Source organism: Alkalihalobacillus sp. BA299, assembly GCF_017745675.1.
Lineage (GTDB): Bacteria > Bacillota > Bacilli > Bacillales > Bacillaceae_F > Alkalihalobacterium.
Genome location: NZ_JAFLJM010000003.1, coordinates 95894 through 113214, shown reverse-complemented (window position 1 = coordinate 113214; position 17321 = coordinate 95894). Strand labels below are relative to the sequence as shown.

14 protein-coding genes are annotated in these 17321 nt (G+C 37.8%); 11 read left to right on the top strand and 3 right to left on the bottom strand.

Annotated features, from left to right (window positions below; translation table 11 throughout):
- The first annotated feature begins 155 nt into the window (after positions 1–155).
- The 8 genes from hutU (at position 156) to J0N78_RS04895 (ending at position 10850) form a co-directional block, all read left to right on the top strand.
- A complete protein-coding gene (hutU, locus tag J0N78_RS04930; protein ID WP_209121918.1) occupies positions 156–1823 on the top strand; it encodes a urocanate hydratase in 1668 nt (555 codons plus the stop codon).
- 115 nt (positions 1824–1938) lie between these two features.
- The gene (gene hutI, locus J0N78_RS04925) at positions 1939–3216 is read left to right on the top strand and encodes an imidazolonepropionase (RefSeq protein ID WP_209121917.1); all 1278 of its coding nucleotides are present in this window, start codon (positions 1939–1941) and stop codon (positions 3214–3216) included.
- A complete protein-coding gene (locus J0N78_RS04920; RefSeq protein WP_209121916.1) occupies positions 3213–4208 on the top strand; it encodes an agmatinase family protein in 996 nt (331 codons plus the stop codon). Before hutI ends, J0N78_RS04920 begins: the two co-directional genes overlap by 4 nt.
- Positions 4209–4295: 87 nt before the next feature.
- A complete protein-coding gene (locus tag J0N78_RS04915; RefSeq protein WP_209122127.1) occupies positions 4296–5633 on the top strand; it encodes a YjiH family protein in 1338 nt (445 codons plus the stop codon).
- Positions 5634–5745: 112 nt separating this feature from the next.
- A complete protein-coding gene (locus J0N78_RS04910) occupies positions 5746–7326 on the top strand; it encodes a BCCT family transporter (protein ID WP_247747141.1) in 1581 nt (526 codons plus the stop codon).
- 26 nt (positions 7327–7352) lie between these two features.
- Positions 7353–8891, top strand: coding sequence for an HAL/PAL/TAL family ammonia-lyase (locus J0N78_RS04905; protein WP_209121914.1), 1539 nt, complete (start codon positions 7353–7355; stop codon positions 8889–8891).
- Positions 8892–9215: 324 nt separating this feature from the next.
- Positions 9216–9956, top strand: coding sequence for a 3-oxoacyl-ACP reductase FabG (fabG, locus tag J0N78_RS04900; protein WP_209121913.1), 741 nt, complete (start codon positions 9216–9218; stop codon positions 9954–9956).
- A 132-nt stretch (positions 9957–10088) separates the two neighbouring features.
- Entirely contained in the window at positions 10089–10850 is a 762-nt protein-coding gene (locus J0N78_RS04895) for a TatD family hydrolase (protein ID WP_209121912.1), read from the top strand.
- Positions 10851–11064: 214 nt separating this feature from the next.
- Here the strand turns inward: J0N78_RS04895 and J0N78_RS04890 are convergent, their stop codons facing one another.
- Together J0N78_RS04890 and J0N78_RS04885 are read right to left on the bottom strand one after the other, a co-directional pair.
- A complete protein-coding gene (locus J0N78_RS04890) occupies positions 11065–11595 on the bottom strand; it encodes a chromate transporter (protein WP_209121911.1) in 531 nt (176 codons plus the stop codon).
- 12 nt (positions 11596–11607) lie between these two features.
- Positions 11608–12192 carry a chromate transporter gene (locus J0N78_RS04885; RefSeq protein ID WP_209121910.1) on the bottom strand — a complete coding sequence of 195 codons (585 nt, stop codon included), beginning with the start codon at positions 12190–12192 and terminating at the stop codon, positions 11608–11610.
- Between the two features lie 501 nt (positions 12193–12693).
- On the opposite strand from J0N78_RS04885, the gene J0N78_RS04880 reads away from it, so the two are divergent.
- Positions 12694–14241: a gamma-glutamyltransferase family protein gene (locus tag J0N78_RS04880; protein WP_374193878.1), complete on the top strand. Its 1548-nt coding sequence runs from the start codon at positions 12694–12696 to the stop codon at positions 14239–14241.
- 396 nt (positions 14242–14637) lie between these two features.
- Here the strand turns inward: J0N78_RS04880 and J0N78_RS04875 are convergent, their stop codons facing one another.
- Positions 14638–15087: an Lrp/AsnC family transcriptional regulator gene (locus J0N78_RS04875; RefSeq protein ID WP_209121908.1), complete on the bottom strand. Its 450-nt coding sequence runs from the start codon at positions 15085–15087 to the stop codon at positions 14638–14640.
- A gap of 650 nt (positions 15088–15737) precedes the next feature.
- Between J0N78_RS04875 and J0N78_RS04870 the strand changes: the two genes are divergently transcribed.
- Both J0N78_RS04870 and J0N78_RS04865 read left to right on the top strand, forming a co-directional pair.
- Positions 15738–16706 (top strand): tripartite tricarboxylate transporter substrate binding protein, encoded by a 969-nt coding sequence (locus J0N78_RS04870; protein WP_209121907.1) that lies wholly within the window; start codon positions 15738–15740, stop codon positions 16704–16706.
- A 120-nt stretch (positions 16707–16826) separates the two neighbouring features.
- Entirely contained in the window at positions 16827–17309 is a 483-nt protein-coding gene (locus J0N78_RS04865) for a tripartite tricarboxylate transporter TctB family protein (protein WP_209121906.1), read from the top strand.
- Positions 17310–17321: the final 12 nt, after the last annotated feature.

Below are 17321 nucleotides of genomic sequence, written 5' to 3'. Positions count from 1 at the left end.
ATCATTTTTACATGAAAACGCTTTTAAAAATGACCTCACACCGTAATTTATTGAAACATTTCGAAAGTTTTTTATCTATTTTCTCCTTCACTAGCTCGATATACTGAAAGAGCAAAAACAATAGTAAATAAAAAACTTCTAAAGAGGGTGAAGATATGCAAGTGAATCAAAAGTATAAAAATAAAGTAAAACAATATCAAGGAACTGAACTTCATACAAAAGGTTGGGTCCAAGAAGCAGCTCTAAGAATGCTGATGAACAATTTACATGATGATGTTGCTGAACGTCCAGAAGATTTAGTCGTGTACGGTGGGATCGGGAAAGCCGCACGAAACTGGGAATGTTTTGATGCAATTGTAGAGACCCTTAAAAACCTTGAAAGCGATGAAACGATGCTAGTGCAATCAGGAAAACCTGTCGCAGTGTTTAAAACACATGAAAATGCACCTAGAGTATTAATTGCTAACTCTAATTTAGTACCTGCTTGGGCAAACTGGGATCATTTCCACGAGCTAGATCAAAAAGGGCTGATGATGTATGGTCAAATGACGGCAGGAAGCTGGATATATATCGGAAGTCAAGGCATTGTCCAAGGAACATATGAGACGTTTGCAGAACTTGCAAGACAACATTATGATGGAAGTTTACGAGGAACGATTACGCTAACTGCAGGTCTTGGTGGTATGGGTGGCGCTCAGCCATTAGCGGTTACTTTGAATGATGGTGTATGTATTGCAATCGATATTGACCGTACACGTATTCAACGTCGTCTCGATACAAGATATCTTGATGTGATGACAGAGAGAATTGATGAAGCGATTCAAGTAGCATTAGAGGCAAAACGTGAAGGTAGAGCATTATCGATCGGACTTCTAGGAAACGCAGCAGAAATTTTACCTGAAATGATTGAAAGAGGTTTTAATCCTGACGTGTTAACTGACCAAACATCAGCTCACGATCCAATTAACGGTTATGTGCCAACAGGTTTATCGCTTGAAGAAGCAGCTGAACTTAGAACAAGTGATCGAAAAGCGTATGAGAAAAGGTCAAAAGAAAGCATCGCTGAGCACGTACGTGCGATGTTAAAAATGCAAGAGCTTGGTGCGGTTACTTTTGATTATGGAAATAACATTCGTCAAGTTGCGAAAAATGAAGGTGTAGAAAATGCATTTAATTTCCCTGGGTTTGTCCCAGCTTATATTCGTCCTCAATTTTGTGAAGGAAAAGGACCATTCCGTTGGGTAGCATTATCTGGAGATCCTGAGGACATTTACAAATTAGATGAAGTAATCTTGCGTGAGTTTAGTGAAAATAAACATTTATGTAAGTGGATTAAAATGGCACAGGAAAAAATTCAATTCCAAGGACTGCCTTCGCGTATTTGCTGGTTTGGTTATGGAGAGCGCGCACGATTTGGAAAAATCATTAACGACATGGTAGCAAAAGGAGAGTTAAAAGCACCAATCGTCATTGGACGTGATCACCTTGACTCTGGATCAGTTGCTTCACCAAACCGTGAAACAGAAGGAATGAAGGATGGAAGTGATGCAGTGAGCGATTGGCCAATATTAAACGCATTAATAAACAGTGTTGGTGGAGCGAGCTGGGTATCGGTTCATCACGGTGGCGGTGTAGGAATGGGATATTCACTTCACGCCGGTATGGTCATTGTTGCCGATGGAACAAAAGAAGCAGAACAACGTCTTGAGCGTGTATTGACATCAGACCCAGGAATGGGAGTCGTTCGTCACGCAGATGCTGGTTACGAGCTGGCGAAGAAAACAGCAAAAGAAAAAGGCATTCACATTCCTATGCTTAAATAGATTTCATATTTTCACTTAAGAAAATTACCTTCTTTAGCGAATTAAAGTATAAGAAAAGCATCGATTGTCGCCATTTTTGGCGATAAATCGTGTTTTTCTAAAAAGGGGAGATTTGATGACTACACAACCTATATTTATACGACATGCCAATCAAGTGATTACATTAAAAGGTGGCTCTACAAAACCACTTACAGCTGATGGCATGAACGAACTTCATATTATCGAAGACGGGAGTGTCTGGTTAGAAAACGGTCAAATTCAAGCGGTTGGTAAGGATGCAGAGCTTTTCGAAAAGTTTCAAGGACGCATGGATGAGGCACAGGTGATTGATGCAACCGGCAAAATTGTTACTCCTGGCTTTGTTGACCCGCATACACACCTTGTATATGCGGGAAGCCGAGAAAATGAATTTAATATGCGAATGCAAGGGTCGTCCTACATGGAAATCATGAATGCAGGTGGTGGTATTCATGCAACAACCAAGGCGACAAGAGAGGCTAGTCACGAACAACTATATAGAGAAAGTAAGCGGCGACTCGATCAATTTCTGCTTCATGGTGTAACAACGATTGAAGCTAAAAGTGGTTACGGCTTAACACTTGAAGCTGAGCTAAAGCAGCTTGAAGTGGCTAAAAACCTAAATGAAACACATGTTATTGATATCGTGAGCACTTTTATGGGTGCGCATGCTGTACCTACGGACTACAAAGAACGTCCAGACGATTTTGTTGATCTTGTAATCAATGAGATGATTCCAAAAGTTGCTGAACTTGGGTTGGCTGAATTTAACGATGTTTTTTGCGAACATGGCGTATTTACACCAGAACAATCGAAGCGCATCCTAAAAGCAGGGTTAGAATATGGGTTACTTCCTAAAATTCATGCCGATGAAATTGAACCCTACGGTGGTGCTGAAACAGCAGCTGAAATAGGGGCTGTCTCTGCAGATCACTTATTAAAGGCTTCTGAACAAGGGATGAAAATGATGGCCAAAAAAGGGGTCATCGGTGTTCTATTGCCAGGAACAGCTTTCTTCTTAATGGAAGAATCGGCAAATGGACGGAAGATGATTGATGAAGGCGTCCCTGTTGCCCTTTCGACTGATTGTAATCCTGGTTCATCACCGACGGTGTCATTACCACTCATTATGAATTTAGGATGTTTAAAAATGGGTATGACACCTGCAGAAGTTATTGCTGCTACAACCATTAATGCAGCTCATGCTATCAAACGTGGGCATGAGATAGGAAGCCTTGAAGTTGGAAAGAAAGCAGACGTTGTCATTTTAGATATTCCAAACTATATGCAAATGCAATATCATTATGGTGTTAATCATACTGAAACTGTCATTAAGGAAGGAATAGTCGTTGTAGGCGGGGGAACGCTTATATGAAAAACTACCCTTACCCAATGTTAAATCCTCCGTCGTTTAGATGGCGCTCAAATGAAGCAATAACGGAACCGAAAGTTCATGAATGGATTCAAACGATCAATGAAGAGGAAACACCAGATTGGGGTCGATATGATGTCGGTATACTAGGAGTACCGTTGTCACGTTCGTCCATTTCTGCTTCATATGCTAGTGAAAATCCGGATGCTTTTAGAAGAGAATGGAAGTCCTTCACGACGTATAATCTAGATGAAGATGAGGATTTATCAGAACTGAACGTAGTTGATCTTGGTGATGTTCGTCAACACGTAACAGACATCTCCATCTGCCATCGAAATATACGGGAAGCGATGATTGCGATGCAAAAAAATCATCCTGAGCTACTTCCAGTAATGGTAGGTGGTGATCACTCGATTACGGCGATGCTAGTTAAAGGATATAAAGACGTCCACCCTCATGAAAGAGTTGGGATCTTACAGTTAGATACTCATTTTGATCTAAGAGATTTAACAGATAACGGCCCATCTAACGGCACGCCGATCCGCAATTTAATTGAAAGCCAAGTGATTAAAGGAGAAGACGTTTACAACATCGGTCTTCACGGCTTCTATAACGTATACTCCTTGAAAAAGTATGCAGATGAAACAGGCGTAAATTACGTTACTATGAAACAAGCGCGAAAAAAAGGGATTGAGAATGTGATAAATGAAGCACTTTCTGATCTTAGTAATAAAGTCGATACGATTTATTTCACTGTCGACATGGATGTACTCGATATTAGCTTTGGACCTGGGGCTCCAGCGTCAACTCCAGGTGGAATGTATACAGAAGAATTATTTGAAGCTGTCTATTTAGCAGGAAAATGTAAAAAAGTAAAAGCAATGGATATCGTCTGCTTAGATCCACAAAAAGATATGGCTAATGCTACCGTAAAAGCAGGTGTACATGTAATGCTGTCTTTTTTAACAGGGTATAAAAAAAGAAGAAAAGAGTAAGGGGCTGAACAACAGCCCTTTGCTCCAATGGAATTATCTGATTATTATTAATGATTTTATAAAATAGGGGGAAAAGCTATGGAAAAGATGAATACACAGTCTGAAATAAATAGATCAATTGAAAAGCAGCCCCAACTACAAACATCATCGAACTTCATTAAATTTTTTGTATTTAGTGCTATTGGGATATTTATGTTTTTTATTCCGATTACGATCGGGGAAAGATCTACAATCCCGTTAGATCATCTCGTGCGCTGGATAAGTACAACCTTTCCTTCACTTATTCCATTTTATGCTGGATTGGTCATTCTTCTTGGGGCAATTTATCCCTTTTATAATAAAAGCTGGAATAAGGATAAGGTAAACACCGTCTTTTCTATTTTTAAAATATTAGGCCTTATAGTGACAGTAATGGTGCTCTTTAGCTTTGGTCCTGTATGGATGATGGCTCCTAGTATGGCTCCATTTCTATTTGATAAGCTGGTGATCTCAGTTGGACTGTTAGTACCTATTGGAGCGGTTTTCTTAGCTTTACTAGTAGGTTATGGGCTGTTAGAATTTATCGGCGTCCTCCTCCAGCCAATCATGCGTCCGATTTGGAAAACACCTGGTCGCTCAGCGATAGATGCAGTTGCATCATTTGTCGGTAGTTATTCCATTGGTTTATTAATTACAAATCGAGTGTTTAAAGAAGGGAAGTACACCATTAAAGAAGCGACAATTATTGCAACGGGTTTCTCTACCGTATCAGTAACCTTTATGATTGTTGTGGCGAATACTTTAGGCCTCATGGACGTATGGAATTTGTATTTTTGGGTAACGCTGTTTGTCACTTTTCTTGTAACCGCTATCACAGTACGGATTTGGCCTTTAAATAAAATGAGTGATGAATACATTACAGAAGAAGGGCAACCAGAGGAAGTGGTTAAAAAAGATCGCTTGAAGCACGCATGGAAGAGTGCAATGGAAGCTGCACAACATGCACCGTCCCTCCGTAAAAATGTTTATGGCAATTTAAAAGACGGTTTTCTCATGACAATGAGTATTCTCCCATCCATTATGTCTATCGGGCTTCTAGGACTTATTTTGGCGGAATATACACCTGTCTTTGATTTTATAGGATACCTTTTCTATCCATTTACAACACTAGTACAGCTACCAGATGCAATGTTAGCGGCAAAAGCGTCTGCGATCCACATTGCTGAAATGTTTCTTCCTGCACTTTTAGTCGTTGAAGCAGAGTTAGTTACTAAATTCGTAGTCGCTGTGTTATCCGTTTCATCTATTTTGTTTTTCTCAGCTTTAATCCCATGTATCTTATCGACTGACATTCCTGTAAGTATTCCTAAATTATTAGTTATATGGTTTGAGAGAACGGTTTTGACCCTACTTATAGCAACTCCGATTGCGTATTTGTTGTTGTAGTTGAGATAGATTGAAAGAGTAGTTTATAAAACCCTAATTTTGGATGAGTTTAAAAGTAGGGATTGTTGATCTTCCATATGGTTTCTAATAATAGTAGAAGGGGGAATACATGATGTCTTTAGCAACTGAAAAGGAAAATACGACTGAAATAATTGGGAACAAAAAACAAAAAACGCGTCAATCTGTTTTTATACCGGCGTTTCTTGTGGTTGGAGGGGGAGCCATTCTAGGAATTGTGAACAATCAACTATTGGCTGATATTTCAATGAATGGATTTATAGGATCATTACGGGGGCTTGGCTGGCTTTATCAAATTATATCCATTGTTGCGCTAATTGTTGTGAGTGTAGTGACATTTTCAAAATTAGGTAATATTCGTTTGGGTGGTTCTGATGCAAAACCAAAATATCCGTTTCCCGCGTGGTTTGCGATGGCTTTGACTGGTGGAATAGCCACGGGAGTTATTACTTATGGTGTGAATGAACCGATCATTTACTTTGGTAATATTTATGGGGAAATGGCAAATACAGGTGTCGAACCCGGCACGTCTATGGCTGCCATTTATGCAATGGGACGCTCTTTATACAATTGGACATTCATTCCTTACGCGATGTATTCGTTGAGTGGTTTAGTAGTCGCATATATGTATTTTAATCGCAAACAACCATTGTCTGTTACAGGAACATTAACCCCTCTGTTTGGAAACAAAATTACAAAGGGAATTTGGCCTGGGATCATCGATACATTAGCTGTGTTAGCTATCGCGCTCGGCTTAGCTTCTTCACTTGGAGCAGGTTTGGCATTAGTAGGGTCTGGTATACAGACAGTTTATGGTATTCAGCAAGGACCGATTGTCTGGTTCGTCTTAGTACTTGTAATTACTGGATTGTTTACCCTGTCAGCTTTAAAAGGTTTGGATAAAGGGATTCGTCGAATGTCAGATATTAATGCAAAGGTTTTTTACATTCTTCTAATTGCAATGATTATTATCGGTCCTACCTTATATATTTTACAATCGACAACGGCAGGATTTGCACATTGGCTACAGAACTTCTGGGGGTGGGGCCTTGATCCGGGTCTAATTGGTGGAGAAGCCCTTGTTATGTGGTGGACATTATATGACTGGGCGATCTGGATTGCCTATGCACCTTTAATGGGGATTTTTCTTGCAGTTATTTCATATGGTCGAACCATTCGACAGTTTATGTTAATCAACTGGATATTACCAGCTGTATTCAGTATTGTTTGGTTCGGCGTGTTTGGTGGGACAGCTTTACATTGGCAGCAAAACGGTACGGTTGATTTAGTGTCAACCATTCAAGAAAGTGGAGCTGTTGCAGGATTATGGGCTTTCTTAGCTAATTTACCGTTGGCGGCAATAATTATTCCTGTGGTGATGATTGCTCTAATCCTTTCTTTTGCTACAGCTGCTGACTCAATGATTCGTGCAATTGCGACGTTATGTACTGTTAATATTCGTTATGATGAAGAACCAGCTAAATGGAAAATGCTTATTTGGGCGATTTCAATTGCGACCATAGCCTACGTGATGGTTACATTCGCAGGCGGGGTACAAGGCGTTGATGGTGTAAAATATCTTGCTGCTTTAGGTGGTTCTGCGGTTCTATTCGTCTTTGTACTACAAGTATTTTCAGCAGTTAAAATGTTCTTTATCGATAAAATTGAAAAATAACTTTACCAAAGAAAAGAGGTATTAACATGGCGGATCAAGGGATGAAAAAGGTAGCCCTAGGTAATGCAATAACATTAGATATGTTTGTCTCTATAGCGCGTAATGGTGCTCATGTAGATTTTTCAGATGCTTACCGCCAAAGAGTAGAAAGGTCCCATCAACTCGTAAACAAGTGGATCGATGAAGAAAGGATAATGTACGGGGTAAATACCGGTTTTGGAGCTCTATCTACACAAATAATTTCGTCAGAACAGACATCACTATTGCAAAAGAATATTCTTTTGTCTCATGCTACATCCGTTGGAGATCCATTAGAAGAAGAATGTGTAAGGGCAATTATGCTAATGGTTTTGCAAAATTTAGGACAAGGGTATTCTGGAGTACGGCTTGAGACTTTGGAAATGTATCGCCAATTTCTAAATCGTGGTTTAATCCCCTTTGCCCCTCGTGAAGGGTCTGTTGGGTATTTAAGTATTGAAGCTCATATTGCCTTGGCTATGCTTGGTAAAGGAAAGGCCTATGTTAATGGGGAGTTATTGCCTTCGGAGGAAGCTCTCCATAAAGTAGGATTGGAGCCGATCGAACTCTCTGCAAAAGAGGGGTTAGCTTTAATAAACGGAACAACTAGTCCAACAGCAATCGGTGCAATTGCATTATACGATATGCTAAATGCAGCTAAGGCTGCAGATATCATTGGTACGATGGCCTTAGAAGTATTAAGAGGAACAACACGTGCATTTGACGACCGATTGATGAGTGTTCGTCCACATGAACAACAAAGAAACACTGCTGCAAATGTAAGAAGAATTTTAGAGGACTCGGTGATTGCTAAACAGTCTAACGATCACCGCTTACAAGATGCCTTATCTTTACGGGCCATTCCTCAGCTTCATGGAGCTGCTAAAAAAACGCTGTTTGATGCGCTGAATACTTTTGAAGTAGAGCTAAATGCATGTTGTGACAACCCGATTTTATGGTCAGATGAAGAAGATGGCGGTGCGATTTCAGGAAGTAATTGTGATTCTTCATACGTTGGTATCGAGTTAGACTCAGCATGTATCGCAGTTACTACAATAGCTAAAATGTCTGAACGAAGAAACTATCGACTTATCAATCAGAACCTATCCGGTTATCCATCTTTCCTTGTTCAGAATGCCGGGATAAATTCAGGGTTAATGATTCCTCAGTATTCACAAGCAGGCCTTTTAAATGATATGAAAATATTATCACATCCGGCAACGGTAGATAGTATTCCGACATGTGCGGATCAAGAGGATTATGTAGCAATGGGATACAATTCAGCTAAAAAGGCACGTGAAGTAGCGAAAAAGCTTGAATATATATTAGCGATTGAGCTTTTGTCTATCTATAATGCCCATCAATTTGTAGAAAGTAATCTGACACCTGGCTCCGCTTCAAGGGCTGTGTTGGAACGCATTGCCCAGTCTATACCAAGAATAGCTGAAGACAAGTATCTTTACCCATATTTAGAAGAGTTAAAGGATTTTATCCATTCTGCTGAGATTATTTCAATAGTGGAAGAAAAAGTTGGAAAATTACTCTAAACTAGGCACTTCAGAACTGCCTTTGATTTTAAGATTGGCGATTATTTCCATAATTCATTTTAAAAACGAGGAACCACCAAAAACTAGGTATTTGGTGGTTCCTATTTTTTCTTTAAATGATCTCCTTGTTATATGAATATATTTTTGTGCGGAATAGCGGAACATAGGTCCTCGACAATTAAGAGTCTTATACATTTTCACTGCTAACCGAGTTTATAATACTTGGATTTTTTCCCCTTACCTTTGCTATATTTTATGGTAAAATAAAGAATATTCAAAAAAAGATGATCAAGAGGAATACCTAGAAGAATTAGGAGGAAAACTATGAGATTAAAAGATAAGTCAGCTATTATTACTGGTGGCGGAAATGGAATTGGAAGAGAGGCATCACTAACATTCAGCAGAGAAGGAGCAAACGTCGTCGTTGCTGACTTTGATGAAGATGCGGCTGAAGCAGTAGTAGCTGAGATTAAAGAAAATGGTGGTAGCGCGATTGCTGTTAAAGTAAATGTGGCAGAGCAAGCGAGTGTGACTGCGATGGTAGAAAAAGCAGTGACTGCATTTGGTACGATTGATATCTTAGTAAATAATGCAGGCATTACAGCTGATGCGATGTTACACAAGCTTAGTCCTGAGGATTGGCAAAAAGTGATCGATGTCAATTTAACAGGCGTATTCTATTGTACACAAGCAGTAATTCCTAAAATGGTCGAACAAGGAAAAGGAAAGGTCATTACGACTTCAAGTGTTTCAGGGGTGTACGGTAATGTTGGACAAACCAATTATGCGGCAACAAAAGCAGGAGTAGTCGGTATGACAAAATCATGGGCCAAAGAATTAGGTGGTAAAGGAATTAACGTTAATGCGGTTGCACCGGGCTTTATTGAAACAGGAATGGTAGCCAAAGTACCTGACAAAGTAATCGAAAAACTTAAAATGACGATCCCAGTTAACCGGTTGGGTAAGCCAACGGACATTGCGAATGCTTATTTATTTTTAGCATCTGACGAATCAGACTATGTAAATGGAACTGTCCTTCATGTAGATGGAGGAATTATGATGTAGTAATAGGTGTTTATGGTTATGTTTGTGAGGATGAAAAACAAAACTCCCTCCTAACTCATAGAGGATTTCACATCTAAAGGTGTTGAGAAATGGTTTGTTTATAATGCAACTAAACTTTATGGGAGGAAAACGATGATAGATTCGCATATTCACCTTTATCAGTATGATGATATTGAAAAAAGGATAAATCATTGGCAGGAGGAGGGAGTTGAACGAGTTGTTGCTGTGTCTAATGACTTGAAGTCTTCCTATGAAACATTGGAATTAAAACAGAAGTACCCACAATTTATTTATGCTGGAGTTGGTTATCACCCCGAGCAAAAGCCGATGATAGAAAAAGAAATGCACGAATTATCTGAGCTTATCCAAACGGAGAAAAAGCACATTTCCTTAATTGGTGAAGTGGGACTGCCTTATTATACGCTACATACATTAACAGAAAATGAGCAACGTCAACATATGGAACAATTGCAGTGGTGGTGTGAAATTGCAAAGCTCGAAAGCTTACCATTAGTTCTCCATGCTGTTCATTCGCAAGCTGAGCAAGCACTGACTATTTTAAAACAAACGCCAGAATTGAAAGCCCACTTTCATTGGCTAAAAGCTAAAAGGCCAGTCGTCGAGGAGATTGTGACAGCTGGACATTATATTTCATTTACACCTGAAATATGTTATCGAGAACGTGATCAGATCCTCGCTCAATTCGTACCTCTATCTCAATTATTAATAGAAACTGATGGTCCGTGGCCGTATAATGGTCCATTTGAACACATTGAAACAACACCACTTTTACTTGTACATATTATTCAAATGCTAGCTGAAATAAAGCATGAAGTCAAAAGTAAAATCTTTGTGGAAACGACTGAAAATGCTAAACATTTATTTGGCAATTAATTTTTATAAATGATTGCAGAGAAAATATAAACGGGTGAGATGATACCTTGAACGAACAAGTGTCACAATTTAAAATATATGACAATTTTATATTGGTTGGGAAATTTATTCATTTACATTTTTCGGAGAATGGGGATTAATTAAAAGACGTAATAAGGTTACAAATCAATGGTGATTTGTAACCTTATTACTGTCAGAAAAGATTTGATCAAGGTTACCCAAGAAATACAGCACCATATACTAGAGCACCAACAATTACAAGAGATGGGTGAACTTTTAATTTTTCTAATAATATCAAACTAGCGACACCTAAAATTAATGTTTGGATGATTCCTGCACTATACCAAGAGGTTGAAAAAAATTGTATCGCAAGTACTCCTAGTAGTATAGCAATAGTCGGTTTAATAAGGGCTGTCATTCGTTTGACTTTTGGAGAATCTTTAAACTTATAAAGTAGACCTAGTAAGAACAACATTGCAATTAAGGATGGGGCTACTGTGGCAAAGAGAGCTATAAATGATCCAAAAACACCGCCCACTTCATAACCAATATACCCTGCCATTTTAGTAGCAATAGGGCCAGGTAATGCATTTGCCATTGCTAATAGTTCTCCAAACTCCTCTACAGATACCCATTCATAACGGTCTACTACTTCTGCTTGAATAAGAGGTATAGATGCGGGCCCACCTCCATATCCAACAATCCCTGGTATAAAAAACGCGATAAATATTTCAATATAAAGCACGTCTTGAACCTCCTAACCTGATATATTTTGTTTCTCGGTTTGGTTTTGATCCTTTGGTTTTGACTCTTTTTTAGCTAAACCATAGACGAGCAGAATGCCAATAACGAATGCTGGATGGATAGCTAATAACTGATAAGCTATTAAACTAATGACGGCTAGAATGATTGTTTGTGTCCAGCCAATTCCCTTTTTTGATTGTTTTAAAAATTGATAGGTTAATACGATCATCATGACGCCCACTACAGGTGTAATAGCTTGAGTAATTCCCACTACTATCCTTGAATCACGATATGTTGATAATACACCGATTAATCCGATCAAAAAGAACACTGTAGGTAATACTGTTGCACAAATGGCATTCAGTAATCCGATCTTACCACCAACCTGATAACCAATATAACCCGCCATCTTAGTAGCAATAGGGCCAGGTAATGTATTGCCTAGCGCAAGTACATTAGCAAATTCCTCGTCAGTCATCCATTTGTACTGTCCCACTACTTCTTTATGTACGAGTGGTATTGTTGATGGACCACCTCCAAATCCAAGCATTCCAGAACGGAAAAAGGCAACAAAGATATCGACTTGAGTTTTCCACATAGGTGTTCACCTCTTTACAAAATGTACAGTTTTTAATAAAAATAAATTACTTATGATTGTATATTAAACTTATAAAATTTACAAATGAAATTTATTGTAGATTTATAGTGTATTTTTGTAATATTGAAAGGTATTGATAATGAGTGACTAAAATCATTTATACCTAACAGATCTGATCTTGTAATTGCACCAAATTTACCCTGTAGAATTGCACTGATAAATTATTTAATTTATTATCTTATAGACGAAAACTAATTACTAATTACTACTTACTTTTAAAAGAATATTTTTGAAATTTCAGTAACTAACTAGACTGTCAAAAGATAATAAACTATAATAAAAAATATACAAAAAGTAAGTAAATATACTTATTATTGATTAAAAAGAAATAAATGCGATGAATTTACTTGCATAAAATAGGGGGCGCTTATTTTGTTAATTACGGATTCTCATTATTATCCATATACATCTCAGCGTAACGTTGTATATGGGCAAAAAGGAATGGTTGCGACTTCTCAGCCATTAGCTGCTCAAGCGGGTTTACAAATTCTTAAAGAGGGTGGAAATGCGATTGATGCAGCAATTGCAACTGCAGCATGCTTAACAGTAGTAGAACCAACATCCAATGGTATTGGCTCAGATGCATTTGCGTTAGTATGGGTAAAGGGAGAGCTTCACGGATTAAATGCTAGCGGTCAGGCCCCGCAAAATTTAACTTTAGAAGCAGTAAGCGAAGCCGGATACAAAGAAGAAATGCCTAAATATGGGTTAATTCCTGTTACAGTACCAGGTGCTCCAGGGGCATGGGCAGAATTATCCAAAAAGTTTGGGAAGCTACCATTAACACAAGTATTAGCACCTGCAATTGAATATGCTGAAAATGGATACCCACTATCTCCAACTCTAGCGAAGTATTGGGAAAAAGCGTATAAGCAGTTTTCAAAAAAGTTAAAAGGAGAAGAGTTTACTCCATGGTTTGACACGTTTACTCCAAATGGGAAAGCTCCGAAAGCAGGAGAAATGTGGTCATCAAAAGGACATGCAGATACATTACGTCTAATAGCTGAAACGAATGCGGAAGCCTTTTATAAAGGTGAACTAGCGGATAAAATTGATGCTTTTTCTAAACAACACGGTGGGTTTATCCGTAAAAGTGATTTAGCTGCTTTTACTCCAGAGTGGGTGAAGCCGATTAGTGTTAATTACCGTGGATATGACGTTTGGGAAATCCCTCCGAATGGTCAAGGACTAATAGCGTTACAAGCGTTAAATATCTTAAAAGGGTTTGATTTTAACGCAAAAGAAGATGTTGAAACATACCATAAACAAATTGAAGCAATAAAGTTAGCTTTTATTGATGGTTTAAAATATATTACTCAGGCAGATTCAATGTCAGTATCTGTAGAGGAGTTATTATCTGAACAATATGCGGCAACTCGTCGGTCTCTTATCGGTGATAAAGCTTTAACGCCAGAACCAGGTGAACCGCCAAAAGGTGGAACTGTCTATCTTTCAACAGCTGATGGAGAAGGCAATATGGTTTCATTTATTCAAAGTAATTATATGGGATTTGGTTCAGGGATTGTTATACCAGGTACAGGAATTTCGCTTCAAAATCGTGGCAATAACTTTTCCCTTGATCCTACGCATGATAATTATCTTGAACCAGGAAAGAAGACATATCACACCATTATTCCTGGTTTTCTTACAAAAGACGGGGAAGCAGTTGGCCCTTTTGGTGTAATGGGCGGATTTATGCAACCACAGGGGCATGTACAAGTAATTATGAATACAATTGATTTTCATCTAAATCCTCAAGCTAGCTTAGATGCTCCTCGCTGGTTATGGACGGAAGATAAGACTGTTCTTGTTGAACCTCATTTCCCAGACCATATTGCAAAGGCATTAGCTAGGAAAGGTCACAATATTAAAAGAAGTTTAGATGAAGGCGGCTTTGGTCGAGGGCAAATCATTTGGAGAGATAACAAATCTGGAGTCCTAAGTGGAGCAACTGAACCACGTACTGATGGTGAAGTTGCCTCTTGGTAGTAATCAGTGACGATGAAATTGGTAAAAAAATTTGAACCAAATGGTATTCACTCCGAAAAAACCCTGCATATTTAAGCAGGGTTTTTCATTGCCGAATAAGAAAGCATAGGTTTCGAGGATGTCTAGCTGCAGGTGTCATCGGCTCGAGGTCACTTCGGTCCATCAAACGTGTCCAAAAGTCAGGACACTAATTGCTGGCCCTCCAGCTCTTGTCGCCGATAAGCAGACACCTTCCGCTTTTCTATTGTCTAGCTGCAGCGCCCAGCGTCTAGTGGACTTCGCTCTCCTCCTTACGATAAGTCAACATCGACTCGTTAGCACTCACCGTGTTTACTTTATCTCATACGGAGGGCTTCAGTCCATACGCCGCTAAACGGGCGCTTCCGCTTTTCTTATTTATAACTTAAGACCCGTTCTACTCTTAAAACGGCGAAGTAGGATATGGCTTTCAACTCGAGTAATCCCTTTTAAGGCGTAGAGTTCTTCGTTGATAAAGTGTTCTAATTCTTCAAAGTCTTCAACAAGAACATGCATGTGTAATGTACTAGGTCCAGTCATTTGGTAACAGCTAGCGACTTTTGGGTTTTCAGCTAACGTTTCAGCAACTGAGACTAAAGAAGTTGGTTCGCAATCCACCTCAAAGAATGCCGACACCTTTTTTCCAACCTTATCTGAATTAATGATCACACTAAATTTTTCAATAACATCTTCTTCAATTAATTGGTTAATACGCTCTCTAATGGCTACGCGAGAAAGTCCGAGTTCTTTGGCAATATCAACGTATGACATACGTCCATTATCGATAAGTAATTGAAGGATTTTCTTATCAGTAGCGTCAATCTTCATTATATTCACCACTTATAAATAGTATAGAAGTTTATTATATCTAATTTTATCACATTGGAGAAGTTATACAATTTATCTTCTTTGAAAATTAAGGATCCACATGTATTTTTAGGATGAACTACAGTATAAGAGGGTATACAACATATATTTTTAGATCAATCAAATTTAAAGTGCATGGCCATCTATTTAATTAGTTTTGAAAAATTAGAATACAATTTATATCGGTTTTTAGTTTGTATAAGTCAAGAAAATAATATATTGAAATATAGTCTGAAGTTATTTTCCAGAAAAAGATAATTATTGAAAAAATATCTTTTTGTAATATAAGATATAAAAAATAATACAAAAGGTAATTAAAAAATAAATAAAAATAACTTTTAGGAAGGAAAATAATTGATTTAGTTATTGACTGTAGATTCGTAATCAATTATACTAATAAAAAATAATTTTCTAATTATTTTCAGAATTTAATTCATTTCTTGAAAAATACAGGCTGATAATCAATATGTTAATTTCACTAAAAAAAATTATCAGAATTTTTATTTAGTCGAAATTTATTATTAGTTATCAGAATATGCAATACTGTTTTTTTTACGGGGATGAAATTATTACCATTGGTTAAATTAAATATAAAAAAGGGGAGAGACAAATTGAATAAGAAATTTTTCAAGGTAGCAACCATAGCAAGTATGATTTCTCTAACTGCTATAACATTAATGGCTTGTGGAGGAAAAGAGGCATCTGTTGAAGATTTTCCCAATAGAGAAATTGAAATGATTATTCCATGGTCGCCAGGTGGCGGTAGTGATATTGAGGGGAGAATTGTACTTGAACATGCTCAAAACCATATTGATACTACATTTGTAGCAATCAATCTTCCTGGGGTTGGAGGAACTGTAGGACTTGAGGAGTTGGAAGAAAAAGAAGCTAATGGGTACAACCTTGGCCAAATCCATGAAGGACTACTTGTTGCGCATCATTCAGGAATTACACCAATTAATTTTGATAATTTTGAACCTATTGCAGCTATGTCAGCTACAGATCAAATTTTAGCTGTTGCTAGTGATCTGAATATTAATACTTTAGAAGAGTTCGTTGAATATGGGAAAAAAGAAGAAGTTAGATTTGGTGGTACTGTTGCAGGTATTCCTCGTGTCTGGGTAGAGCAAATGGGAAAGGCACTAGACATCAATTATAATCTAGTTGGATATGAAGGATTAAGTGAAGCTATTCAAGCTCTTGCAGGTGGACATATCGATGCGGCGATCGTTGATTATGGTTCAGCTAAGGATTTTGTAGAAGCAGGACATATGAAGTTTATTGCGATTGGTACTGAAGAGAGAATTGAAAAGGCTCCTGACCTTCCAACATTTGTTGAGAGTGGATACGATATTCTTTTAGGGCTTAACAGAGGGTATGTTGCACCAAAAGGAACGCCTCAAGAAATTATTGACCTTCTAGGTAAAGCGTTTGAAGAAACAGCGAATGATCCAGCCTTTATAGAAGCTGTAAATAATGTAGGAGCAGAGGTAGCTTTCATGGGACCTCAAGAATATAAAGAACATTTAGAAAAACAGGATGCTATTATTAAAGAAATTATTGAAGAAATTTCTGAATAAATATTATCCCACTTGAATTATTGCTAAATAGCCTTAATGAAAAAGGGGCCAGGTGAGGCCCCTTTTTTCATATGACTAGAGTTATCTTGATAAAAAATGCGTCAAGGGAGGAGGATGACTATGGGAGAAATACTAATTGGAATTGCTCTTATTATAATATGCATAGTGATTTACTCTCAGTCTGGAGATTTTCCATATTTTAATGAAGTTCATCTAAATGCAGGCTCTTTTCCAAAATTGATAGCAGTATTATTAGGTATTTTATCTCTGATGTTGGTCATTTCTAAAGCAAAGGAATTACTAAGTCAAAAAGCTGAAATAGCCAAGCTTGATTTAAGAGAATACCTAAGAGGAGTATATAAAGAGCATAAACTTGTCTTTTTTACTTTAATTAGTCTATTTTTATATATCTTTATTATGCAGTTTATAGGTTTTGTTTTGACAACTATTGTTTTTATTATCACAACGGGACTAATCATTGGTCCTAAAAAGAAAAAAAATATTTTTATCATTTCTGTTGTAGCTGTAGTTATTACCTTCAGCACATATTTATTCTTTGAAAATGTTTTACACGTTAGATTTCCGTCAGGATTATTCTTCTAATCGTTAGGAAAG

What these genes read in the sequence shown, in the direction of transcription:
- hutU (WP_209121918.1), top strand. Translation starts at nt 156, where the DNA reads ATGCAAGTGAATCAAAAGTATAAAAATAAAGTAAAACAATATCAAGGA.
- hutI (WP_209121917.1), top strand. Translation starts at nt 1,939, where the DNA reads ATGACTACACAACCTATATTTATACGACATGCCAATCAAGTGATTACA.
- J0N78_RS04920 (WP_209121916.1), top strand. Translation starts at nt 3,213, where the DNA reads ATGAAAAACTACCCTTACCCAATGTTAAATCCTCCGTCGTTTAGATGG.
- J0N78_RS04915 (WP_209122127.1), top strand. Translation starts at nt 4,296, where the DNA reads ATGAATACACAGTCTGAAATAAATAGATCAATTGAAAAGCAGCCCCAA.
- J0N78_RS04910 (WP_247747141.1), top strand. Translation starts at nt 5,746, where the DNA reads ATGTCTTTAGCAACTGAAAAGGAAAATACGACTGAAATAATTGGGAAC.
- J0N78_RS04905 (WP_209121914.1), top strand. Translation starts at nt 7,353, where the DNA reads ATGGCGGATCAAGGGATGAAAAAGGTAGCCCTAGGTAATGCAATAACA.
- fabG (WP_209121913.1), top strand. Translation starts at nt 9,216, where the DNA reads ATGAGATTAAAAGATAAGTCAGCTATTATTACTGGTGGCGGAAATGGA.
- J0N78_RS04895 (WP_209121912.1), top strand. Translation starts at nt 10,089, where the DNA reads ATGATAGATTCGCATATTCACCTTTATCAGTATGATGATATTGAAAAA.
- J0N78_RS04885 (WP_209121910.1), bottom strand. Translation starts at nt 12,192, where the DNA reads ATGTGGAAAACTCAAGTCGATATCTTTGTTGCCTTTTTCCGTTCTGGA.
- J0N78_RS04880 (WP_374193878.1), top strand. Translation starts at nt 12,694, where the DNA reads ATGGTTGCGACTTCTCAGCCATTAGCTGCTCAAGCGGGTTTACAAATT.
- J0N78_RS04875 (WP_209121908.1), bottom strand. Translation starts at nt 15,087, where the DNA reads ATGAAGATTGACGCTACTGATAAGAAAATCCTTCAATTACTTATCGAT.
- J0N78_RS04865 (WP_209121906.1), top strand. Translation starts at nt 16,827, where the DNA reads ATGGGAGAAATACTAATTGGAATTGCTCTTATTATAATATGCATAGTG.